General features: G+C 65.3%; 23 protein-coding genes. 10 read left to right on the top strand and 13 right to left on the bottom strand.

Translation table 11 applies throughout. From position 1 onward, the window contains the following. The first annotated feature begins 8 nt into the window (after nt 1-8). The 6 genes from ACQR3T_RS10800 to ACQR3T_RS10825 are packed head-to-tail and all read left to right on the top strand — an operon-like array spanning nt 9 to nt 6,059. Nucleotides 9-887, top strand: a complete 879-nt coding sequence (locus ACQR3T_RS10800; protein WP_428693386.1) for a hypothetical protein — start codon at nt 9-11, stop codon at nt 885-887. Continuing rightward, nucleotides 884-3,070: a heavy metal translocating P-type ATPase gene (locus ACQR3T_RS10805; RefSeq protein WP_428693387.1), complete on the top strand. Its 2,187-nt coding sequence runs from the start codon at nt 884-886 to the stop codon at nt 3,068-3,070. Before ACQR3T_RS10800 ends, ACQR3T_RS10805 begins: the two co-directional genes overlap by 4 nt. Nucleotides 3,071-3,113: 43 nt before the next feature. Beyond that, the gene (locus ACQR3T_RS10810) at nt 3,114-3,347 is read left to right on the top strand and encodes an RNA-binding S4 domain-containing protein (protein ID WP_032401604.1); all 234 of its coding nucleotides are present in this window, start codon (nt 3,114-3,116) and stop codon (nt 3,345-3,347) included. Further along, nucleotides 3,344-4,081, top strand: coding sequence for a class I SAM-dependent methyltransferase (locus tag ACQR3T_RS10815; RefSeq protein ID WP_032378826.1), 738 nt, complete (start codon nt 3,344-3,346; stop codon nt 4,079-4,081). The genes ACQR3T_RS10810 and ACQR3T_RS10815 overlap by 4 nt, the downstream gene beginning before the upstream one ends. Then, nucleotides 4,078-5,595 (top strand): FAD-dependent oxidoreductase, encoded by a 1,518-nt coding sequence (locus ACQR3T_RS10820; RefSeq protein WP_428693388.1) that lies wholly within the window; start codon nt 4,078-4,080, stop codon nt 5,593-5,595. Before ACQR3T_RS10815 ends, ACQR3T_RS10820 begins: the two co-directional genes overlap by 4 nt. An 8-nt stretch (nt 5,596-5,603) precedes the next feature. After that, on the top strand, nt 5,604-6,059 hold the full coding sequence (locus ACQR3T_RS10825) for a GNAT family N-acetyltransferase (RefSeq protein WP_428693905.1): 456 nt from the start codon (nt 5,604-5,606) through the stop codon (nt 6,057-6,059). Nucleotides 6,060-6,109: 50 nt separating this feature from the next. On the opposite strand, the gene ACQR3T_RS10830 is transcribed toward ACQR3T_RS10825, so the two are convergent. Both ACQR3T_RS10830 and ACQR3T_RS10835 read right to left on the bottom strand, forming a co-directional pair. Beyond that, the gene (locus tag ACQR3T_RS10830; protein ID WP_428693389.1) at nt 6,110-6,283 is read right to left on the bottom strand and encodes a hypothetical protein; all 174 of its coding nucleotides are present in this window, start codon (nt 6,281-6,283) and stop codon (nt 6,110-6,112) included. 39 nt (nt 6,284-6,322) lie between these two features. Beyond that, nucleotides 6,323-6,772 (bottom strand): Hsp20/alpha crystallin family protein, encoded by a 450-nt coding sequence (locus ACQR3T_RS10835; protein ID WP_032402026.1) that lies wholly within the window; start codon nt 6,770-6,772, stop codon nt 6,323-6,325. A gap of 226 nt (nt 6,773-6,998) precedes the next feature. Here ACQR3T_RS10835 and ACQR3T_RS10840 point away from each other — a divergent pair, with 226 nt between their 5' ends. Together ACQR3T_RS10840 and ACQR3T_RS10845 are read left to right on the top strand one after the other, a co-directional pair. Then, nucleotides 6,999-7,343 carry an ArsR/SmtB family transcription factor gene (locus ACQR3T_RS10840; protein ID WP_428693390.1) on the top strand — a complete coding sequence of 115 codons (345 nt, stop codon included), beginning with the start codon at nt 6,999-7,001 and terminating at the stop codon, nt 7,341-7,343. Continuing rightward, complete coding sequence (locus ACQR3T_RS10845; protein WP_428693391.1) at nt 7,340-7,828, top strand: SRPBCC family protein; 489 nt, start codon at nt 7,340-7,342, stop codon at nt 7,826-7,828. Before ACQR3T_RS10840 ends, ACQR3T_RS10845 begins: the two co-directional genes overlap by 4 nt. Here the strand turns inward: ACQR3T_RS10845 and ACQR3T_RS10850 are convergent. The 4 genes from ACQR3T_RS10850 to ACQR3T_RS10865 all read right to left on the bottom strand — a co-directional run bounded on the left by ACQR3T_RS10850 (nt 7,812) and on the right by ACQR3T_RS10865 (nt 10,428). Beyond that, nucleotides 7,812-8,216: a VOC family protein gene (locus ACQR3T_RS10850; protein WP_032378831.1), complete on the bottom strand. Its 405-nt coding sequence runs from the start codon at nt 8,214-8,216 to the stop codon at nt 7,812-7,814. The genes ACQR3T_RS10845 and ACQR3T_RS10850 overlap by 17 nt on opposite strands. Then, on the bottom strand, nt 8,217-9,236 hold the full coding sequence (locus ACQR3T_RS10855; protein WP_032378832.1) for a DUF5914 domain-containing protein: 1,020 nt from the start codon (nt 9,234-9,236) through the stop codon (nt 8,217-8,219). It lies immediately after the preceding gene. A gap of 185 nt (nt 9,237-9,421) precedes the next feature. Next, nucleotides 9,422-9,733, bottom strand: coding sequence for an AzlD domain-containing protein (locus tag ACQR3T_RS10860; protein WP_032378833.1), 312 nt, complete (start codon nt 9,731-9,733; stop codon nt 9,422-9,424). After that, nucleotides 9,730-10,428 carry an AzlC family ABC transporter permease gene (locus ACQR3T_RS10865; protein ID WP_428693392.1) on the bottom strand — a complete coding sequence of 233 codons (699 nt, stop codon included), beginning with the start codon at nt 10,426-10,428 and terminating at the stop codon, nt 9,730-9,732. The genes ACQR3T_RS10860 and ACQR3T_RS10865 overlap by 4 nt, the downstream gene beginning before the upstream one ends. 66 nt (nt 10,429-10,494) lie before the next feature. Here ACQR3T_RS10865 and ACQR3T_RS10870 point away from each other — a divergent pair, with 66 nt between their 5' ends. Both ACQR3T_RS10870 and ACQR3T_RS10875 read left to right on the top strand, forming a co-directional pair. Continuing rightward, entirely contained in the window at nt 10,495-11,052 is a 558-nt protein-coding gene (locus ACQR3T_RS10870; protein ID WP_032378835.1) for a helix-turn-helix domain-containing protein, read from the top strand. Between the two features lie 167 nt (nt 11,053-11,219). After that, nucleotides 11,220-12,047, top strand: coding sequence for an SDR family oxidoreductase (locus ACQR3T_RS10875; protein WP_428693393.1), 828 nt, complete (start codon nt 11,220-11,222; stop codon nt 12,045-12,047). Nucleotides 12,048-12,132: 85 nt separating this feature from the next. On the opposite strand, the gene ACQR3T_RS10880 is transcribed toward ACQR3T_RS10875, so the two are convergent. The 7 genes from ACQR3T_RS10880 to ACQR3T_RS10910 form a co-directional block, all read right to left on the bottom strand. Then, nucleotides 12,133-12,741 (bottom strand): response regulator, encoded by a 609-nt coding sequence (locus ACQR3T_RS10880; protein WP_032378837.1) that lies wholly within the window; start codon nt 12,739-12,741, stop codon nt 12,133-12,135. After that, entirely contained in the window at nt 12,742-13,878 is a 1,137-nt protein-coding gene (locus ACQR3T_RS10885; protein ID WP_428693394.1) for a sensor histidine kinase, read from the bottom strand. 304 nt (nt 13,879-14,182) lie between these two features. After that, nucleotides 14,183-16,576 (bottom strand): hypothetical protein, encoded by a 2,394-nt coding sequence (locus ACQR3T_RS10890; RefSeq protein WP_428693395.1) that lies wholly within the window; start codon nt 16,574-16,576, stop codon nt 14,183-14,185. A gap of 60 nt (nt 16,577-16,636) precedes the next feature. Beyond that, nucleotides 16,637-18,070 (bottom strand): DHA2 family efflux MFS transporter permease subunit, encoded by a 1,434-nt coding sequence (locus ACQR3T_RS10895; RefSeq protein WP_428693396.1) that lies wholly within the window; start codon nt 18,068-18,070, stop codon nt 16,637-16,639. Further along, the gene (locus ACQR3T_RS10900; protein WP_428693397.1) at nt 18,067-19,308 is read right to left on the bottom strand and encodes a hypothetical protein; all 1,242 of its coding nucleotides are present in this window, start codon (nt 19,306-19,308) and stop codon (nt 18,067-18,069) included. The genes ACQR3T_RS10895 and ACQR3T_RS10900 overlap by 4 nt, the downstream gene beginning before the upstream one ends. Then, nucleotides 19,305-19,886, bottom strand: a complete 582-nt coding sequence (locus ACQR3T_RS10905; protein ID WP_428693398.1) for a 4'-phosphopantetheinyl transferase family protein — start codon at nt 19,884-19,886, stop codon at nt 19,305-19,307. The genes ACQR3T_RS10900 and ACQR3T_RS10905 overlap by 4 nt, the downstream gene beginning before the upstream one ends. Next, a complete protein-coding gene (locus tag ACQR3T_RS10910) occupies nt 19,883-22,192 on the bottom strand; it encodes a beta-ketoacyl synthase N-terminal-like domain-containing protein (protein WP_428693399.1) in 2,310 nt (769 codons plus the stop codon). Before ACQR3T_RS10910 ends, ACQR3T_RS10905 begins: the two co-directional genes overlap by 4 nt. Nucleotides 22,193-22,201 lie beyond the last annotated feature (9 nt).

The following is a 22,201-nucleotide window of genomic DNA, read 5'->3' on the forward strand; positions in this document are numbered from 1 at the left end:
GTAGTGACATGAACTTCGGACGACAGGAACTCGACGCCCCCACCAAACTCGTCGGATTCTTCGTGGGCATCGCATTTCTGTTTCTCGCGGCACTGTTCGTCGGCGACACGATCGGACCAGCGGCCCCGGCAACCGCGGCCGCGTCACACACCGGTCACGACGAGCACAACGAGGAGACATCGATTCCGGCCGGGCTCCAGGCCACCCAGGACGGCTACACCCTCGAGCTCGATCGATCCGTCGTCGAGTCCGGACCGGACGTACCGGTCGCCTTCACGATCACCGGACCGGACGGGGCGGCGCTGACCGACTACGACGACATGCACACCGAGGAGCTGCACCTCATCGTCGTTCGGCGCGATCTGACGGACTTCCAACATGTACATCCGATGCGTGACGCGTCGGGAACATGGTCGACGGCTCTCGATCTCACTACGCCCGGCCCGCACCGTCTGTTCGCGGACTTCACCCCGGCCGGCGGGGAGAACATCACCCTCGGAGCCGAGCTGACAGTTCCCGGCGACTATCGGCCGCAGCCTCTGAGTCCACCAAATGTGACATCGAGTGTCGACGGTTACACCGTGACACTCGCCGGCGCGGTCACCGCGGGCACGAACTCCACCGTCTCGCTGACGATCGAGCAGAACGGACGCGAGATCACCGACCTCGAGCCGTACCTCGGTGCCTACGGGCATCTGGTGGCACTGCGGGCCGACGACCTGGCCTACCTGCACGTTCACCCCGAAGAAGGGCCGCCGGGCCCGACGGTCGATTTCACCGTCGACGCGCCAACGGCGGGAACATATGCGCTCTATCTGGACTTTCAGCACGGGGGCGTCGTGCACACAGCCGAATTCACCATCGAGGTACAGGAGGGGCAGGCATGAGCCAGGAAACAGAGCTGATTCTCGGCGGCATGACCTGTGCGTCGTGCGCCAACCGCATCGAACGCAAGCTCAACAAGCTCGACGGGGTATCGGCGACGGTCAACTACGCGACCGAGAAGGCGCGCGTCACCAGTGACGGCGTGGCCACCGAGGAATTGATCGCCGCCGTCGAAGCCGCCGGTTACACCGCCACGTTGCCCGCCGCCGAACCCGCGGACGAACTCCCTACCGATCCGCTGAAACAGCGGTTGATCGTTTCGGCAGTGCTCAGCCTTCCGGTGATCGCGATGGCCATGATCCCGGCCCTCCAGTTCACCAACTGGCAGTGGCTGTCGCTGACGCTCGCCGCTCCCGTCGTCGTGTGGGGGGCCCTACCGTTCCACCGTGCCGCGTGGACCAACCTGCGGCACGGCACCTCGACCATGGACACCCTCGTCAGCATGGGAACCCTTGCGGCGCTCGGGTGGTCGCTCTACGCACTGTTCTTCGGCACCGCGGGCACACCCGGTATGACGCACCCCTTCGAGTTCACGATCGCGCGGACGGATGGCGCAGGCAATATCTACCTCGAAGCCGCGGCGGGGGTGACCACGTTCATTCTGGCGGGTCGCTGGTTCGAGAGTCGATCGAAGCGGCAGGCCGGGGCGGCGCTGCGCGCCCTCATGGACCTCGGTGCCAAGACGGTCTCCGTCCTGAAAGATGATGAAGAACAACAGATCCCGATCGATCAGTTGGTCGTCGGAGATCTGTTCGTCGTTCGTCCGGGTGAAAAGGTAGCCACCGACGGAACCGTCGAGAGTGGGTCCTCGGCCGTCGACCGTTCGATGCTGACGGGTGAATCCGTGCCCGTGGAGGTCGGCATCGGCGACGCCGTGGTCGGTGCGACGGTCAACGTCGGTGGCCGAATCGTCGTGCGCGCAAGCCGAATCGGATCGGATACCCAGCTGGCACAGATGGCGAAGGCAGTCGAGGACGCGCAGACAGGTAAGGCGCAGGCGCAGCGCTTAGCCGATCGTATCTCCGGCATCTTCGTGCCGATCGTCATCGCGATCTCGGTCGCCACGCTCGGGTTCTGGCTCGGTGCAGGCAGTTCCGCAGCCGGAGCGTTCACCGCTGCGGTAGCAGTGCTCATCATCGCGTGCCCCTGCGCGCTCGGATTGGCCACGCCCACCGCGCTGATGGTCGGCACCGGCCGGGCTGCGCAACTCGGGATTCTGATCAAGGGCCCGGAGATTCTCGAATCCACCCGACGCGTGGACACCGTCGTACTGGACAAGACCGGCACCGTCACCACCGGCGAGATGACACTGCACTCGGTGCACGTGGCCGACGGTGAGGACGAGGACGTTGTCCGTGCCGTGGCGGCAGCGTTGGAATCGGGTTCGGAGCATCCCATCGCCCGGGCCATCGCGGGTTCGACCCAGTCCACGGCTGTCGAGGAGTTCACCAGCCTCGAGGGCCTGGGGGTGCAGGGCGTCGTGGATGGGCGCGCTGCCGTCATCGGACGTCGCACACTGCTGGCCGACTGGTCGATGCCCCTGCCGGCAGAGTTGGCCGCCGCCTTCGAGACCGCCGAACATCAGGGCCGGACAGCCGTCGCACTCGGGTGGGACGGCAAAGCCCGCGGGGTGCTGGTGGTCTCCGACTCGGTCAAGCCGACCTCGAAGCAGGCCGTCGCCGAACTGCGGGCACTCGGCCTGACTCCGGTGATGCTGACCGGAGACAACGAGGCCGCCGCCCGGACCATCGCTGCCGAGGTGGGAATCGAGCAGGTCATCGCGGGCGTGTTGCCGTCGGGCAAGGTCGATGCCGTCCGGAAACTGCAGGCGTCCGGCAAGGTGGTGGCGATGGTCGGCGACGGCGTCAACGACGCGGCCGCCCTGGCCACGGCCGACCTGGGCCTCGCGATGGGGACCGGCACCGATGTGGCGATCGAGGCCAGTGATCTCACCTTGGTGCGAGGAGATCTGCGGGCCGTCGGCGATGCCATCCGGCTCTCACGGCGCACGCTGAGCACCATCAAGGGCAACCTGTTCTGGGCCTTTGCCTACAACGTCGCTGCCGTTCCGCTGGCCGCCGCGGGCCTGCTCAACCCCATGCTCGCCGGTGCCGCGATGGCTCTGTCGTCGGTGTTCGTGGTGACCAACAGCCTGCGATTGCGGAGGTTCCGTTCGTCGATGTGACTCGTTGGTAGCAGCGAACGGCGCGCTAGTACAGGATGGAGCCATGTCCGACGCACACGATGTCCCCATTCGCGACGAATCGATCAGATTGGGTCAGTTCCTCAAGCTCGCCAACCTCATCGAATCCGGTGCCGAGGCGAAGGGCGTCATCGCCGACGGTCTGGTGAGCGTCAACGGCGACGTCGATGTGCGGCGCGGACGGCAGTTGCAGCACGGTGATGTCGTAACGGTCCAGGGTGGGCCCTCTGCCCGCGTGAGCAAGGAAGAGGCACTGTGAAGGTCGGTAAGAGCGGACTGCCGCGTAACGAAGTTCCCGGAGCATTCGACGTCGGTGCGAAGGCGTACGACCGACTGGTCGGAGCGAACCCCGGCTATCACGAACACCTGCTCAAGTCCGCTCAGCGCCTGCGGATCCCCGATCTCGGTGCGGGCCTGCGTCTGCTCGACATCGGTTGCGGCACGGGTGCATCCACCGCCGCGCTACTCGAAGCCGCTCCGCACGCCGAGATCGTCGCTGCCGACGCATCTGCCGAAATGCTCGAGGTGGCCCGTAGCAAGGACTGGCCGGCGAACGTGAAGTTCGTGCACTCGCGTGTCGAGGACCTGGCGGTCAACGGGGTCGACGGCCCGTTCGACGCAATCCTGGCCGCGTATCTCATCAGGAATGTCGACGAACCCGACACCGAGCTCAAATCGCTTCTGTCGCTGCTCCGCCCGGGCTCGACCATCGCATTCCACGAGTACTCGGTACACGATTCGCTGCGAGCCAGGATCTCCTGGAACGTGGTCAGTTGGGGCATCATCATTCCGCTCGGTTGGCTGGCGACGCGCGACGCCACCCTGTACCGGCACCTCTGGCGCAGTGTCGTGACCTTCGACGGTGCCTCTGCCTTCATGCGGCGGATGCAGCGAGCGGGTTACACCGGCGTCGCCAGAGAGACGATGACCGGATGGCAGAACGGTGTGGTGCACACGTTCCTCGGCTCCCGGCCCGCGGAGGAAGAGCGTTGACCGATTCCAAGAAGGTCACCCATGCTGCGCCGCAAGGGTATTCCGATGCCGGTCAGTTGGCTGACGTTCCACATGTGGTGGTGGTCGGCGGCGGTATCGCCGGACTGAGCGCTGCAACCGCCCTGGCCGAGCGCGGCGTGAAGGTGCACGTGGTCGAGCGCGAGAGCTACCTCGGCGGCCGCGTCGGCGGGTGGGACACGACGCTCGAGGACGGCTCGCCCGCGACCATGAGCCGCGGCTTTCACGCATTCTTTCGTCAGTACTACAACCTCCGAAACCTGTTGCGCCGCACAGATCCGGGGTTGGCTCGGTTGCGTCCGGTGGACGATTACCCGCTGATCGACGGCGACGGTCGAATCGACGGATTCAAGGGGCTACCGGATACGCCGCCGCTCAACGCGTTCGCGTTCGTCAAGCGCAGTCCGACGTTCCGGTGGAAAGATCTCACCGACCTCAACGGCATCGCGGCACTGCCGCTGATGACGGTGAGCGTGCCCAAGACTTTCGACGAGCTGGACACCACTCCGGCCGCAGAGTTTCTGCGCAACATCAACTTTCCCGAGGCAGCGCGGCATCTGGCGTTCGGGGTGTTCTCTCGCAGCTTCTTCGCGGATCCCGAGAAGATGTCGGCTGCCGAGCTGGCGATGATGTTCCACATCTACTTCCTGGGTTCTTCCGAGGGCCTGATCTTCGACGTTCCCCGTGACGCGTACCCACAGGCGCTGTGGAACCCGTTGGGTGAATACCTCACCGGGCTCGGTGTCGAGATCAGAACGTCGACACCGTGTGGCGAGATCACCCGCGGCGGCCTCCGCAAGTTCCGCGTCGATGCCGGCGGAATCATCGACGCCGACGCCGTGGTACTTGCCGCCGACATCGCAGGATTGCAGCGAGTGCTCGCGCAGTCACCCGAACTCGGGACGTCCGCGTGGCGGGAACAGATTGCCGCGCTGCAGAACACACCGCCGTTCCTGGTGCACCGGGTGTGGCTGAGCAAACCGGTCAACGCAGATCGCCCCGCCTTCATCGGCACCGGCGGAATGCCGCCGATCGACAACATCAGTGTGCTCGAACGTTTCGAGGACGAGGCCGCGCAGTGGGCTGGCCGCACCGGCGGCTCCGTCGTCGAACTGCACGCCTACGCTGCCGAGGAATCCGAGGAAGTCACCCGCGCGCAGTTGATGGATCGGATGCACGAGATCTATCCGGAAACGGCTGCGGCAGAAGTGATTGCGGAGCGGTCGGAATGGCGAGACGACTGCCCCATGTTCGGACTCGGAGCGTTCGCCGAGCGGCCTACGGTCCGCACCCCCGAACCTGCGCTGGTCCTCGCCGGCGACGGCATCCGCATCGATCTGCCGGTGGCGTTGATGGAGCGCGCAGCCACAACAGGGTTGCAGGCTGCCAACACCCTTCTGTCGAGCTGGGGTATCGCGGGACATGACATCGAAACAGTGCCCACGAGTGGAAGATTCAAGATGTTCGACGCCATCGAAAAGCTCATGAATCGGTGACGTCGGAGATGCGGATCGAGGTCGACGATCTGTCGCGTCCGGAAGTCCGTGCACTGCTCACCGAGCATCTCACGGACATGCACGCCACCTCGCCTGCCGAGAGTGTGCATGCCCTCGATCTGTCCGGACTGAGCCGATCGGACGTCAGCGTGTGGACGCTATGGGATGCGAACTCGCTGTGGGGCATTGCTGCGCTGAAGGAACTCACACCCGATCACGGTGAGTTGAAGTCGATGCGCACGTCGGCGGCGGCGCGAGGTCGCGGAGTGGCGTCGAGTCTGCTCGTTCACGTGCTCGACGATGCGCGTCGACGCGGGTACGGCCGGGTGAGCCTGGAAACGGGAACTCAGGACTACTTCGCTGCGGCCCGCAGGCTGTATGTGCGCCACGGATTCGTCGAGTGCCCGCCTTTCGGGGACTACGTGCCGGATCCGTCGAGCACGTTCTACTCGTTGTCGCTGTAGGGGTTCGGGCGAATAGGGCCGGCACCGAGTGTTCGGTGCCGGCCCTCTCGTCATGCTGCTTGCTGAGTGTGCGGGTACAGATCGTCGTCGAGGGGCTCGGCTCGACACTGATCGAGCGCATCAGCCGTCGTGCATTCCCTCATGCTCGTCTCGACGCCTACCACCGTGCGCCACCAGTGCTCACGATCGGTCGATTCCGCCCACACCACTGCATCGGATTCCATGCGCATCACCCCCCACTGCCGTGTCGTGGTCGGTTCGATTCAGGCCGGCTCGTGTTCGATGGACTTCTGCTCGCCGGTCGACTCGGTGCGAGCGATGTCGATCTTTCGAGGTTTCGCACGCTCTGCGAGCGGAATCGTCACCGACAGGACGCCGTTGTCGTAGGACGCAGCGATACGCTCGGTGTCGACGCCATCACCGAGTGAGACCTGGCGACGGTAGGTTCCGGCGAAGCGCTCCGAGGAAATCCACTGCACACCAGAGCTTTCCGGTACCGAACGATGGGCGGTGAGCGTCAAGGTGCCGCGATCGACGTCGACGTCGATAGATCCGGGGTCGATGCCTGGCAGATCGGCACTGAGTACGTAGTGATCATCGACCTTGTACAGATCCATCGGCATGAATCGTGGGGCGCGGTCCGAACCGGAAGAGACACCCAGCATCGCCGAGGCCAGTGAATCGACGTCACGGAACGGATCGAATCGAAGCACAGCAACCACCTCCTGTACGCAGATGCGCTCACCCCTGTGGCGAGTCGCTCTTGACTGTGCAGAACAGAAATTAGCACTCGCGCCCTGCGAGTGCCAAGAGGGAATCGGAGGTTCTCAGAAATTTTTCAGAACCAATGGTGCTGTGCCGCAGCGTGGGTCGCTTCGAGGAGCTAACGGTTGTCACTTTGCCCTTGTGCTCAGTAATGCATCGAGGATAGTGTGCCTTATGGCTCAGTATTCGATGGTTCTCGACGACGTGTTCCAGGCGCTGGCCGACCCGACCCGCCGGGCCGTGTTGAGCCGGTTGGGGTCCGGTCCGGCCACGGTGGGCGAACTTGCCGAACCGTTCGATATGACCCTGCCGTCGTTCATGAAACACATTCACCTGCTCGAGCGCAGTGGCTGGATAACCACGCGCAAGGTCGGTCGAGTGCGCGCATGCACGATCGAGCGAGCCAACTTGGACGTGGCCGGTCACTGGCTACAAGAACAGCGGGCCGTCTGGGAATCCCGCACCGATCGCCTCGATCACTTCGTCACCGATACCTCGAAAGAAAGTGAAGCGCAATGACATCGATCGATCCCGCTCTGGACCTGACCATCTCCCGCGTCATCAAGGCGCCACGCGCGGCAGTCTGGAGTGCGTGGACGGACCCGTCCAAATTCGAGAAGTGGTGGATTCCTGCGCCCGCGCTGTGCCGCGTCGACGCCTGGGATGCGAAGCCCGGTGGGGCATTCCGCACACTGATCAGTGAGTCCGGCGGGCCTTACGAGCCTCACATCGACGGTTGTTTCCTCGCCGTCGACGACGGTGAGCGCATCGTGTTCACGAACTCACTCGTCGAGGGATGGCGGCCAGCACCGCAGTTGTTCATGACCGCGGTGATCACGTTCGCCGATCATCCTGACGGAACGGATTACCGCGCGCACGTGATGCACCGCAACGAAGAGGATCGAAAGATGCACGAGGACTACGGTTTCTACGACGGTTGGGGAACCGTAATCGGTCAACTGGCCGAGTTCGTCGAGGGTCAGGTGGTCAAAGATCCCACGTAGTGCGGAAGCCCGGTTCGGCTGAGCGGTCGACCAGTTCGATGTTCGCTCCGATGCTGTCGATCCGGTGATAGCTGAACGGCCGGCCGAGTGGGCAGGCGTCGAACACGGTTTGTCCGACGCCGTCCAGGGCCGTGCGGTCCAAGTCCATGTTGTCGGACCAGAACCCGAGGTGGTGGAATCGCGGGCCCGTCGTGCAGTCCCATGGACTACCGGGTGGTCCCTCGATCAGCTCGAAATGTGGAGCGGCGACGGAGAATACGATGCGATACGTCCACTCGCCCAGCGTGCCTGTACGAGGAGCTCGCCACCGTGCACCGGTCGTCGCCGACAGGTCCGACATCGCCGCGTCGAGATCCTGCACGGCGAAGCATACGTGGTAGAGCTGCACTCAGGCCCGGCCTGTCGAGCGCAGTTCGTAGCGGCGTTCGGCGTAGTCGAGATCGTCCTTCCACAGGCGTGCGGCGGTGAAGTTCATCGCCGGTCGCAGCAGCCCGGATACCTTGCGCGCCATCTGGAATCCCGGGCGATCGGAGCTGGCGATCGTGGCCTCGATGACGGCGGTGCGCGGCGTGCCGTCGGCTGCTGGGGCCAGTGGCGTCGCATGCGTTTCGACGACGCTGCCCGCACCCTCGCCGTCGAGGATGCGCATGACGATGGTGCGGGGACCGGGGCAGACGAACTCGGCCCGTACTGGAACTCCGACGCCACGGCTGACTCGGAAGGTCACGTCGACGAGAAAACGATCGTCCTCGTCGGGCACGTCGATCTCGGTGGGCGCACTGACCACCTTCAGGCGTGCGAACGAGTACGGGTGGAACCACGCGCCGTGCCAAGGATCGAGGCGATTGGCGATGATGTCGTCGGGCTCGCACTTGCCGACAAGGGTGACCACGCCGGCGATGGCGGTCGAAGCGGGCGGGCGGATCGGGACCACGGGGACGGGCGTCGGCTCCTCCCCGCCGAGCTCGTCGAGCCGCACCCACACCAGAACTCCATCGTCGAATGCGGGAACCGGACGCCAACCCGGCTTGCCCTTCGGGCCGAGCGCCAGACCGTGCCAGCGACAGACCAGCGCGTCGCACTCGATCTTCGCGGTGTCCAGCGCAGCGCCGAGATGCGGACACGCGCCGGGGCCGATGTGCACTTTGCCTGCCGAGTCACGCCAGGCAACCAGTTCGGTGGTGCCCACGTAACGTCCGAACGGCTTGTCGGCCTTGATGTCGCGACTGGCGGCGAACACGAACCAGTTGCCCGAGGTCCGCGTCTTCGCACGTTTGAGAGCAGACTCGATGACCTGGGGATTCGCACCCTTCCAGGTGGGCTCCTGCTTGGCCCACGACTCCGACGGCAACGGCTGCAGAGGCATCGTCTTCGGCCACCGTCGTCGTACTGCATCCAGCGCGGTCATTGCTGCTCCCAAAGTCGACAGTCGTTTTCCCGTGTTCCTCTTCCATTGTTCCCGCTCCCCGGTACTCGATGTGACATCTGGTGGCCTTTTCGGGGGTCAATGTCACATCGAGTGGACTTGGGGCGGTGTCGGGGAGCGCGCGAGACGGATTTGGATGCGTTGTGGATGTGGTTCGGATGTGGATGTCAGTTGACGCCGATCCAGCGCAGCCCCGCAGTGGTTGCTGCTGCGGCGATCACGATCACGACGAAGGGTGCTTTTCGCCAGGCGAGTATGCCCGCGACGGTGACGCCGATCGGGGCCGCGAAGCCCGCGAAGTCCTTGCCCACGAGCAGGGAGGAGGTGGCGACCAACGCGACGAACACGACGGCAACGGATGTGTTCATGACCCTGTCGATGCGCGGCGAGATGGTGATGCGCGTGCGCAGTGCCGGCCCGGCGATGCGGAGTGCGTAGGTGCCGACGACCAGTGCAATCAGCGGGATCGTGAGGTTCATGCGGGTTCCTTCTGGGTGCCGGGAGCAGTGGAGAGCATGGCCGGAACGACGGCGATCAAGGAGAGCAGCACGGGGAGTCCACTGGGCAGGAACATCGAGGCGATCAGGGCGATCACTGCGCCGGCGAGGGCGGCATTGCGCGTAGTTCGGTCTCGTAGTGCGGGCATGATCAGTCCCAGCAGGATGGCTGGGAACGCCGCATCGAGTCCGAGCGCGGCGGTATTGGTGATCGCTCCACCGGCGAGTGTGCCGATCGCAACGCCGATGTTCCAGGTGACGAAAAGTCCGATTCCGCACAGCCAGAAGGCTGTTCGACGGCCGCCCTCGTCCTTTTCTGCGACGGTGAAGGCGACGGCCTCGTCGGTGATGAGGTGCGTGCCCAGAAGCCGCTTCATCGGTGACACGTTCTCGAACACAGCTCCGATGGAGAATCCGAGCGGAACCAGACGGACGTTGGCGAGTAGAGCGCTCGCCACTGCGGCGACGGGGTTGCCGCCGACGGCCAGTATGCCGACGAAGATGAATTGTGAGGAGCCCGCGAAGACCACCAGTGACATCACCACCGGTAGCCACAGCGGCAGGTCGGCGGCCACGGAGATCGCACCGAACGAGGCTCCGACGAGGGCATCGGCCAGACAGACCAACGCGATGTCGCGGATGTTGACCCCCTGCAGGGTTCGCCATGTCGAACGCATGATCGTTATAGTGGACGATGTTAGGGTGTTCGTCAAATCAAACGTACGTACCGATGGAGTGAACGAATGGCGGATACCGGTCCACCGATAGCAGCTATCGCCGCAGCCCTCCAGCAGGAACGACGACGTGTCGGACTCTCTCTGGCCGAGGTGGCCCGCCGTGCCGGTATTGCGAAGTCAACTCTGTCGCAACTGGAATCGGGAACCGGTAACCCCAGTCTCGAGACCCTTTGGGCGCTAAGCGTCACACTGGGCGTGCCGTTCTCCAGACTGGTCGAGCCCGCGAAGCAGTCGGTCCGCCTGATCCGTGCGGGAGAGGGGCCGAGATTCGCGTCGGACAGGGCGGACTACACGGCGACGCTGCTGGCGTCGTCACCGCCGAACGCTCGACGAGACATCTATCTGATCAGCGCGGACGTCGGCGAGCCGAGGCGCTCGGACCCGCACTCGCCGAATGTCGTCGAGCATGTGGTGCTCAGTGCAGGACGAGCCCTGGTGGGGCCGACGGGAGAGGCCGTCGAACTTGCTCCGGGCGACTACGTCGCCTACCCCGGAGACGTGCCGCACATCTTCGAGGCGCTGGAGCCGAACACCATGGCGGTGATGATCACCGAACACAGCTGACGTGCGGGGAATAGTCGGCGGAGGCACCTCGTTGGACTCTTTCGACGGCGTTCGCTTGGCAAGCCCCGGGCCTCACCCCATTTGTCGCTACGAGCGACCACTCGCCGAGAGGCGTTTGCAGCGGACGTCGTCCTTACTTTTGTCCGTGTAGCGAAGGGACGAGTTTCATGGCAGCGAAGACATGGTTCATCACCGGTACGTCCAAGGGATTCGGACGCGAGTGGGCGATCGCAGCCCTCGAGCGCGGCGACCGCGTGGCGGCAACCGCCCGCAACACAGACACCTTGAAAGATCTCGTCGAGCAGTACGGCGACGCGATTCTGCCGATCGAACTGGATGTGAACGACCGCGCCGCTGACTTCGCGGCAGTCCAGCAGGCCTTCGACACGTTCGGCTCACTCGACATCGTCATCAACAACGCCGGCTACGGCCAGTTCGGCATGATCGAGGAGATCTCCGAGGAGGACGCTCGCGCGCAGATCGAGACCAACGTCTTCGGAGCGCTGTGGGTCACGCAGGCGGCACTGCCGTTCATGCGTGAGCAGGGGAGTGGCCACATCTTGCAGGTGTCGTCCATCGGCGGAATCTCGGCATTCCCGAATGTCGGTGCGTACCACGCCTCCAAGTGGGCCCTCGAGGGCTTCAGTCAGGCGCTGGCCCAGGAGGTCGAGGACTTCGGTATCCACGTGACGCTGATCGAGCCGGGTGGGTTCTCCACCGACTGGTCCGGCCCGTCTGCCAAGAAGTCCACCGACATCGCCGCGTACGACCCGATTCGGGACAAGGCAGCGAAGCTGCGCAGTGCCCGGCAGGCAACTCCCGGTGATCCGAGCGCTACACGGTCGGCACTGCTCAAGGTAATCGACGCCGAAAAGCCGCCACTGCGAGTCTTTTTCGGCGACGCACCGCTGCAGATCGCAACGAAGGACTACGAGTCGCGACTGGCCAACTGGCGCGAATGGCAGCCCGTGGCCGTCGAGGCGCACGGAGGCTGAGTCTTCGGCGGACCTGAAGGTTCACGATCCCATCCAGCCGGCGGCTTCTCGCGCATCGAGGTCGATCGTGAACCACCGGGTGCGTCTACAGCCACCCGTTTTCGCGTGCGGACTTTATTGCCTCGAGTCGACTGGTCGAGCCCAGCTTGGTGATGGCACTGGACAGGTAGTTACGCACGGTTCCGGGGCTGAGGAACAGGCGCTCTGCGATGGATTTGGTCGACAGTCCCGCGTCGACCAATCGAAGTACGTCGAGTTCGCGGTCGCGCAGCGGATTCGGTCCGGCGCGCAGTGCCTCGGCGGCCAGCGCCGGATCGATCACAGTGTGCTTGGAAACCACAGCCTTGATGCCGTCGAGCAGATGCAGTGCATCGGTGGACTTGAGCAGATAGCCGTTCGCGCCGGCAGCGAGAGCGTCGTGCACATGTCCGCTACCGGGTAGCGCGGTCAGCAGCAGAACCGGAATCGCTACCCCTGCTCCACGCAGGTCGGCGGTGGCCTCGATACCGGTCATCCCCGGCATGTCGATGTCCATCAGGATGATGTCGGGATTCAGCTCGGCAGCGGCACCGCGTACTTCGTCGCCGCGGGCCACTCGTCCGACCACCTCGATGTCGGGGTCGGTGGAGAGCAACACCTCGAAGGCTTCGGCCAGCAGAGCCACGTCCTCGGCCAGCAACAGCCTGATTGCCACTTACTCCCCCTTGCTCAGCGGTATTCGAGCCAGCACGACGAATTCTCCGTCAGAGGTGCAGTCCGTTGTGAATTGCCCCCCGAGTTGGACCACCTGATCGGTCAGGTCTGCAATGCCTGTTCCCGTACCGCTGATCCGTCCACGGGTGATGCCGTCGTTGGTGAATTCCAGGACGTGTGACTCGGACTCCTGAGCTACGCGCACCGAACAACGACGGGGGTGCGCATGCTTGAGCATGTTGGTCGACGCCTCCCGCACGATTGCCGCGAACACCCGATCCACGTCCTCATTTTCCGGCGGTTCGACTGCCGCGTGGCAGACGATGTCCAGTCGGGCGCACATGGCTTCGACCGTCGCGAGTTCGGAGGCCAGGTCGGCCAGAATCGGCCCGGTCGTCAACCGTCGGAGATCTGCCTGACCGGCACTGAGAACCTGATGGACGTGATCGAGCTGCTCCCGTGCTCGCTCCGGATCGACCGTGAACAGCTGAATTGCGGCCTGGTTTCGCAACAGGGCCGTCACGAGAGTCCGGCCGATGACGTCGTGCAGATCCCGAGAAATTCGGTGCCGTTCGGCGTCCACCTGCAATCGGGCCACCTCCTCTCGTGAGGCATGAAGTGCGATGAGTGATCGAGCGAGTTCGGAGAAGGCGATCAGGACCACGGCCAATCCGACGGTCCCCAACAGGATTCCGAACGCCTCCAGCTCGTCGTCGCGATCGGCGTAAACGGTGGCTGCTGTGACGAACGCGAATACACCTCCGATGGCGAGCCCCGCCCACCGTCCCCGGACCAGAGTTGCGGCGATAGCAACGGAAATGCAGCAGGTTTCCCACGTTTCCGACAGCGGGATGTTGACGATCCCGAGCGGAATTGCGACCCACCCGGCAATTCTCAACCGTGGACCGACGTAGTTGTGAGCGAGTGCGTATTGCGCCAGAGCCAGGACGGTGCCGACGAACACGACGATAGCAGCCGCCACCACAGCGATCGGTGCCCCGGTATCGACGCGACGTTCGACGATGTTGGTGAGCCCGAGGAATGAAATGAGGACGACGACAAGCCACGTCGCAGCGAAAGCGACGGACTCGCTTGGGTATCTGTCGCGGGAACGGGTACTGCTGATCTGCGCTGTCACGGTGGCTGCTTTCTCGGGAATCGACTCGCACTATCGATCACCGGGCCAACCCTATCGGCGCAGGAACGAAGGTCGGTCAGACGCACCAACCGTTGACCGAAACCCCGCTCATGGCGGCGACGATGTCGAGGGAGTCGGCAGACTTGTCCACGGTGAGCTCGTGCAGTTCGACGATGTTCATGATGGGGCCTCTCGTTCGTGTGGATGTGACACCGAAAATATTGCCCAACAGGACGCCTGGAGCGGCAGTACCTGTCATCACCTCTTCCGTATGACGCTGTGGGCACGGCGAACATGACAGCCGTCATGTCGAGAACCCGCAGCTCGACGCGAATGCGGCTACCGGATCCTGTGCGAGAGCTATCAGTGCGCCCGCGGATCCGGTTGCGAGATCCGTTGTGTATCTAGCATTTTGGTCGCCTCTGAACATGGAATTACCATCGACGTTGCCGACGGACCAGCACAGCCGCCGAGTCAGCTCGGGCAAGTACGGATGCTCACCGGTCGAGACGGCGTGCGCGGCGACGGCCAACCCCGCTCGGCCCTCGTACAGTCCGCCGAACGCCACGATCGGGGTCGCCGATGCGGCAGACAGGCCGGCAACCACATCGGCGTCCAATTCGATGCCACACAATCGGGCGGCGACCGCAACACCACCGCTGCCGCGTCCCAGGTACGGCAGCAGCACGCTGTTTTGTCGACCGTACAAACCGCTGGCTCGCTGTTCGCACGAGCGCAGGTCCCAGTCCAGCGCTGCCGCAGAGACGGCTGCGGTATCCCCGTCCAGCAATCTACCGAGAGTGTCTGCTGCACAGGCGACTCCCGCGCCACCGAACCCGATTCCCGGGATGTGATCGACGGGTCGACTGCCCGACGTCGGTAGGGAGTCGGTGAGCTCGAGCGCTCTGTCGCGGAGATCGTCGCGTCGGGTCGCCCGAGCGATGTGGGCGTAGGCGAGCGCGATACCGGCACTACCGTTACGCCACCATGGGCCCGGTGGGTCGGGCCGGCCGTCGTTCAGGCGGTCGAGTACTCGCTCAGCAGACACCACATCACCTAGTTCACCGAGCGCCCAGGCAATTCCGTGTCCCCCGTCACCGAATCCGGAGGGCAGTTCCTGCGCCGCGAGCGCGGCCTGTGCCAGCCACTGCACACCGGCGTCGAGAAACACGTGATCCGTCCCGCAGCGTTTCAGCTGGACGAGCACGCCTGCCGTCCCCCACAGCAGCGATAGCCCCGCGCCGAGTACGTGGAATCGACGATGGTCGACGGGAAACAGGGCGTCGAACGCGTCGAACTGTGCCGCGCCGCATATTCCGTCCACCAACGCGCCGGTAGTCGGCACCGGGAGCCGATCGAGATGAGGGGCCAGGTCGAGATCCGCCCGAGCACCGGCCACCATGTCGGCGCGCACCGATGCCGAGGTCGCGTTCGCTGCAGCGGGATGCAGCAGGGAGTCGGCGATGTTCTTCACGGAATCGCGGTCGCCCTGCGGTGTGGGAGGTTCTCCGTTCGAATAGCCGGCCGCCACGATTCCGCGGGAGCACGAGACGCCGTCGACCGCGCACGACTCGAAATCGATCATCGTCGCCGAACCATCCTCCTGCAGAACCACATTGGCCGGATGCACGTCTCCGTGCGCGACACCTGCGGCGTGCATGATGTCGAGTGCCCGGCGCACGGCGGCGAGGACGTTGCCGATCCAGGCGACGTACCCCGAGTCCTCGACGTCGAGACCGGGAATGACGGCGGGATGACGGCGTGCTTCGTGATGAACGAGTGTGCCGACCCCTACGTCCTGCATGGCGAGGAAGTCGCTGGGTCCGATGGTCCCGTACCAGATCGGCTCGGGCGCAACACCTTTCCCTGAAAGTCGTTGTAGCGCAATATGTTCCTGCGCAAGCCGGATGGGCGCGGCAATCCCGTCGAGATCGAGGCCGGCGCGATGACGAGCTTCCTTGACGATGACGGCGCGTCCGTCGTCCCACGTACCGCGGTACACCCCACCTGCATTGGTGCGATGAATCAGCCGCGCGTCCCGCAGCGGCAGGGTTGCCGCGGTCAGAATCCGGCGATGCTCGGCCGCCACGGCATCGGCGTACGGGTGCGGGGGCGACTCGCCTGCCGAACCCCGGCGGTCGTGCTCGAGCTCCCCACCGCGACGCATGGCCGGCACCACGCCGTCCCCGGTGGCCAGCCACTCGCCGATGAACGCGCCGAAGCGGAGGTGCACCGACGAGGTCCCGATTCTGGGTTCACCGACGATGTCCGGCCCCTCGATACCGTCGAGCGCGTCCACCAGTGCCAGGCAGAGATCCTCCAGTGCGTCCGGCTCCGGGTAACACGCCACGACTTTGCCGCTGTGGGCCGTGGGCGCGAACTTCATCTGCAGCGCGTGCACGAGTCCGGACGAGCGGAGGTGCTTGAACGCGACACCCTGATCGACGCACACGCGGGCGGCGAGTCCGATCGCTGCCGCCGCCTGATCTGGGTGCGCGGAGATGTGTACCTTCCAGCCGGAGGGCGCGAGCGGGGCAGCCGGGCAGTGTGACCGCCACGGCCCGCTGTCGCTCGAAGTCCACTGCGGGGGGACCGCGGGATCGGGGAAAAGACCCCGCAACCAGGGTGAACCCTCCGTCCAGGGCGGCGCGAAGAAGTGCTCGTGCCCCAGTGCGAAGAACCCCCAGTCGACCCCCATGCGGTCATCGTTACCTGTGCAGACGAGTTCCGCAACAGCAACAGGGCCAGGTGGTCGGTATCAGGACTCGGTGCGTACCTCGGCTCTGGCCAGCGCAATGGCGGGCACGAGCGTCACGGCAGCGGCACCGACGAGCCACCAGCTGGTCTGCGCGAACGCCCCGGGGACCAAACCGCCGTGCTCGGTCGCGGCCCGTGAGAGCACGAGAGAGACGATCGCGGCCGCCAGAGCGCCGCCTATCCGTTGCAGCAAATTGAGCTGAGCTGCGGCATCGGCGATCGACTCGGCGGGGCTCGACTGGTACGCCCTGGTCATCACCGCGACAACCGCAAGGCCGATGCCCGCCCCTCGGACGACGAGCAGTCCGCACAGCAGCGGATAGGACGTGTCGTCGGACAGGGTGACGAGCGGGACGGTCGCAACGAAGGTGGCGACGATACCCACGATCATCGTGCGGCCCGCGCCCCACCGCCGCATCAGGCGCGGGCACAGGCTCCCGGAGATCACCACGCCGAGACCCGCGGTGGAGAGCAACAGTCCGGTGCTGACACTGGATTCACCGCGGGCGGCCGAGAAATACAGCGGAATGACGACCATCGGGGCGTAGAGCAGGAAGCCGAGGAGAAAGACGTTCACCGAGGCACGAGCGAAGATGCGATGACGCATGAGGCTCAGATCGAGCAGGGGGTGTTCGATTCGGTTTTCCCGCAACACGAACAGCACCAAAGCCACTGCGCTGATCGCCGCGAGCCCGGCAACCCGGATCCAACGCAACGAATCGTCCTGCGACAGAGCGGAGATGGCGGAGACAGCGCAGACCGTCGCGGTGGCACCGGTCACCAGCCCGAGGACATCGAGGGGTCGAGGGCGTCCAGTGGGCCTCGGTCCGACGACGAAGGCACCGATGCAGGCGATGCCGATGCATACCGGGACATTGAGCCAGAACACGGCGGGCCAGCCGCCGACCTCGATGAGCAAGCCGCCCACCGTCGGGCCCAGCAGTGGACCGATGAGTTGGATGCTGCCGTTGAGAGCCTGCACGCGAGCGAATTGCTCGCGGGAGACATCTCGCGCGACCAGAACGGTTGCCAGAGGGATGATGATTCCCGCTGCGGCACCGGACAGGACGCGCGAGGCGACGAGTAGTTCGAGGGACGGACTGAGCGCGCAGAGCGCAGAGCCGATGCCGAACAACGCTATTGCGCCCAGATATGCCCGTCCTGCACCGACGCGAGCGGCGAGCCAACCGGCCAGCGGCATCGCGGCGACCAATGCCAGGAGATACCCGGTGACGATCCATTGGACCTTGTCGATGGTGCCGAACCGTTCGGTCACCGAATGCAGCGCGACGTTGACGACGGTGGTGTCCAGGGTCGCCAGCAAGGTTCCGGCCAGGGCGCAGGCGATGGTCACGCGGGCTCTGCGCGAGGGTGCGGTCTCGGCGGGCGCGGCTGTGACCGTGTCGGATTCCAGTTCGACGGAACGGATGGTCATCGGATACTTCCTCTGTCGGCGGGGTCGCCGCCCGGCAGCGCCGCGGCGTTCGCGGCACCGCCGAGGGCAACGGAGGCGTAGTTGAGCAGGGCCAGGCACAGCTCTGGGTCGTCGTCGCGCCGGCAGCCGAGGGTCAGTACCGTCGACCTCGACGTCGTGACGGCACTGACGAACATCGACGCGTGCGGCACGACCATCGGCAGTGTACTGATCGTCATCGGGTCGAAAGATGCTGTACGGAAGAGACTCTCGTCGATGCTGCCGTGGTCGGAGATGATTGCAGTGACGGGATGCCCACCGGGGGAGTCGGTGCCAAGAGCGGAGTCGAGAGTTCTGGCAAAGCCGTTGGAGGCGCGATAGTCGCTGCGGTACGGGTCGAGTTCTCGGCCGCGCATCAGGGCCATCAACACTGCGCCCTGGGCGGCCCGAGCGTCCGTGTCGCCGGTGATCGGGATCGCGATGGGCGAGGACAGATTGGCGGTGGATCGGACGCTGGGGCTGTGCCGTCGCAGATCGACGGGAATCGAGACGGTGCCTGCATCCGATCGCAGTGACTTCGCCACTGCTGCCACGATGTGTCCGACTACCGGTTCGGTGACCGGCGGAAGTTCGGCTCGATACCAGCACGCTGTCGTCTCCTCGCTGTTGCCGCTACGACGAAGCGGTGAGGGACGTGTCTGCGGTGCCGGCGACGGCGCGCTGCGCTTGCCGAATGTCGGTGCTCGGCGTGCGACGTCGATATCGGCGTCCTCCGACGGAAAGCCCAGGGCCGCTTCGCCTCGTAGCTCGCGGAACACATCGGCGAGCCAGGCGGTGAACCCGTGCCCGTCGGTGACCGCATGATCGACCACGGCTGCGATGCGGGTGCGCGCGTCGGTGGCCAAGGCCGGATCGGAATGCCCGACGGCGATCCGCACCACCGGGCCCTCGGTGATGTCGATCGGATCGTGAAAGAACGTTGCGCCGGAGTGCAATCGGTCGATCGGCAGATGGGTGACCACCGGTAGAGGACCGCCGCTGTGCCAGGTGGCACCGCGCCGACGCACCGACAGTCCGGGGGCGAGGGCGAACGCCGCCGCGACGGCCGAGTCGAATTCCGCCGGCTCGATCGATCCGGTGCCGTCCACCACCAGGCGAATGAGTGTGTTCGCACCGAGGGTGCGGGCGTTGACGTAGGTGCGTTCCACCCGCGATAGCCGTCGACGATACCGGTGGTCGAGTACTGGTGCGGCGCTCATGCTGCCTCCTCGAATCTGGGCGAACCGTCGATCGCGCTGCAGCGCAGCGGTAGTGGTTCGGTGGTGACAACTGCCACGGCACTGCCATCGGGCCTGACGTCGGTGTGGACCCAGTAGCCGTCGTGCATGGGCCGCCAGCCGGGGGCTGCGGCGGGCAGGTGCACTCCGTGAAAGGTTTCCTTTGTCAGATGCGAGGCCTTGATGAGCGCCTCGCATTCGGCGAACTGGGCGATGGTGCACGGACCGGGTAGTCCGACCAGCTCGCCCAACCACGCCAACGCCAACGGCCGAGGGCGCGAATCCTGCAGGTCCACCCCCACCGGGGCGCTCGGGTGCAGTGCCACGACGGCATCGGCACCACAGTGCGCCACCGAGGCATGCAGGCCATGATCGGAAACGGTCCAGCGCCGCAGTGCATCCGCGCGTATCGACCGTCGGTCCGGTGCGACGCCGTCACGGCACTGCACGGCCGTAGCGATCAGACCACGACCGTGCAGTCGTACCGGATAGCCTGCGCGATCGCGTGGCAGAGAGCGTCGGCGGGAGGAGATCACGTCGATGACGGCTGAGGTCCTCACGAGAGCCTCCGGGCGACCAACGCGGCGTAGCTGCCGCCGTACGCCTGAGCCGACACCAGTACTCGGGACGGGCCCTCGGGCGTCGACAGTGCGGTCACCAGACCGATGGCGGACGAGGAGCCGAACGTCTCGCCCGTGGTGTTCTTGAACAGATGCCGAGCCGAGTCGGCGAGTCCCGTTGCCGCAAAAGCAGAATGCTCCGCATGGGAGAGTAGATCACTTCCGACCGCCGAGGGAACTACGGCATCGACATCGGTGGCGTCGATGCCGGCCTGCTGCAACGCGGTCGACATCGCCGAGCTCCAGTGGGCACCGTTCGGATCTATTCGTCCGACGCCGTCGGTGTCGCCGGCGGATCCGAATCCCTCGAGTGCCGCTACCGGAGTCACTCCGCGCGCCGTCGCTGCATCCTCGGACTCGACGAGGAATGCGGCGCATCCCTCGCTGAGCACCATGCCGTCGCCGGTCTCGGCCTCCTCGACGCCGCGATATCCGGGGAACCCGGCCACGGTGCGGGCAGCCATCTCGGGGAATTCGTCTGCGATCACAACGAGGATGCGCTTGGCGGCCCCGCGTTCGATGACTCGGTTGGCCAGGTGCAGGGCCGCGATCGCACTGGTTCCACCCGTCGAAATGGTCGCCGTGTAACCGCGAAAGCGATTGAGCATGGCCAGATGTCCGGCGGCGGCGTTGACGACGGTGTTGGGAAACACCAGAGCATTCGCCCCGGCCGCGCCGTGTTCGACGATGCCGCGGTGGAAATCCGACACCGCCGTCGTCGGGCCGTAGCCGGTCGCGAAGATCACGCCGGTCTCTTCGGCCTCGGCGCGCGTGAGTTTGCCGAACCTTTTCAGTAGGTCGTTGGTGGCGGCGGCGGCCAAGATGCTGAGCGGATCCATCCGACGTAGCTTCGCGGGATTGATGCCTTTCGACAGACCGCGAATATTCGCCTTGCCGAACAACATCGACTTCTCCGACGGTTCGATTGTCTCGACCCCGAACAACGGCGTTCCCGATTCCACCGCGGCCACGGTCTCCTCGGTGGACGTGGCGGTACCAGCGATGGCGGACATCCCAGTGATGACCGCGGTGGTGCGGACGCGGCGCGGGGCGATGTGCTCGTCACGTGTCTGTCCGGCGCGGGTGATGACGAGCGAGGCGTTGTTGCCGCCGAAGGCGAACGAATTGGACAGCACCACATCGGTCTTCGCGGACCGTCCGATATCGGGGACGATATCGAGGCCCGTCGCTCCCTCGAGTCCGCGGGTGTTGACGGTGGGTGGTTGAACGTCGGTGGCGATGGCCAGGATGCAGCACACCGCCTCGACGGCTCCGGCTGCGCCGAGGGTGTGTCCGATCATCGACTTCGTGGTGCTCGCGGGTGGCGCATCCTTGCCGAACACAGCTCGAATCGCTTTGGGCTCCACCACGTCGTTGGTCGGTGTACCGGTGCCGTGCAGGTTGACGTAGTCGATGTCGTCGGCGTGGAGCCCCGCTGTGCGTAGCGCCTCGGTGATCGACCGAGCTGCGCCCTCGCCGGTAGGGTCGGGTGCCGTCTGGTGGTAACCGTCGAGTGTCAGACCGTAGCCGGCGAGCTCGGCGATGACCCGAGCCCCGCGGTCACGGGCTTCGTCGTTGCGTTCGAGAATCATGAACCCCGCGCCCTCGCCGAGCGAGATTCCGGTGGACGCCGCCATCGGAGAGCACGGCTGCGGATCCAGAGCACCCAGGCACGTGAACCCGTGGGCCGACAGGGACGCGAGAGGGTCGACGCCGCCGCAGAGCACCACGTCCACCTCGTCGTTCCACAACAGTTCGGCGGCGTAGCCGACGGCAACGGCACTGGCAGCGCATGCATTGGACGTCACGATGCGGGGGCCCGAGATGCCGAACTCTCCTGCGATCCAGTCGGCGACACAGTGAAGCTGCGAATTCGCCACGGCCACATGATCGAAACCGGACGTCTCCACAAAACGTCGGTGCTCTGCCTCGAGGGTAGGCATGGCCCCCAGACTGCTGCCGACGACCACGGCGACGCGTCGATCCGACCGCGCCGGGTCGAAGTCTGCGCCGGCGAATGCCTCGCGGATCGCGCGTTCGGCCAGGGCATAGCACCGGTCCAGGTCCTCGCGCAATGGCGCTTCGACCATGCCGGCCCATTCGGTACGTAGTTGAGATGTGTCGAACAGAGTGTTGATGCGGATGCCGGACCGGCCGTTGGAGATGGCGTCCCAGCATTCCTCGGTGGTGGCACCTGCGGCCGTGATGAGCCCGACGCCGGTGACGGCGATCTCCTGATGTGTCATGTCATTTCC

The sequence above is a fragment of the Rhodococcus sp. IEGM1428 genome (genome assembly GCF_050321865.1).
Classification (GTDB): domain Bacteria; phylum Actinomycetota; class Actinomycetes; order Mycobacteriales; family Mycobacteriaceae; genus Rhodococcoides.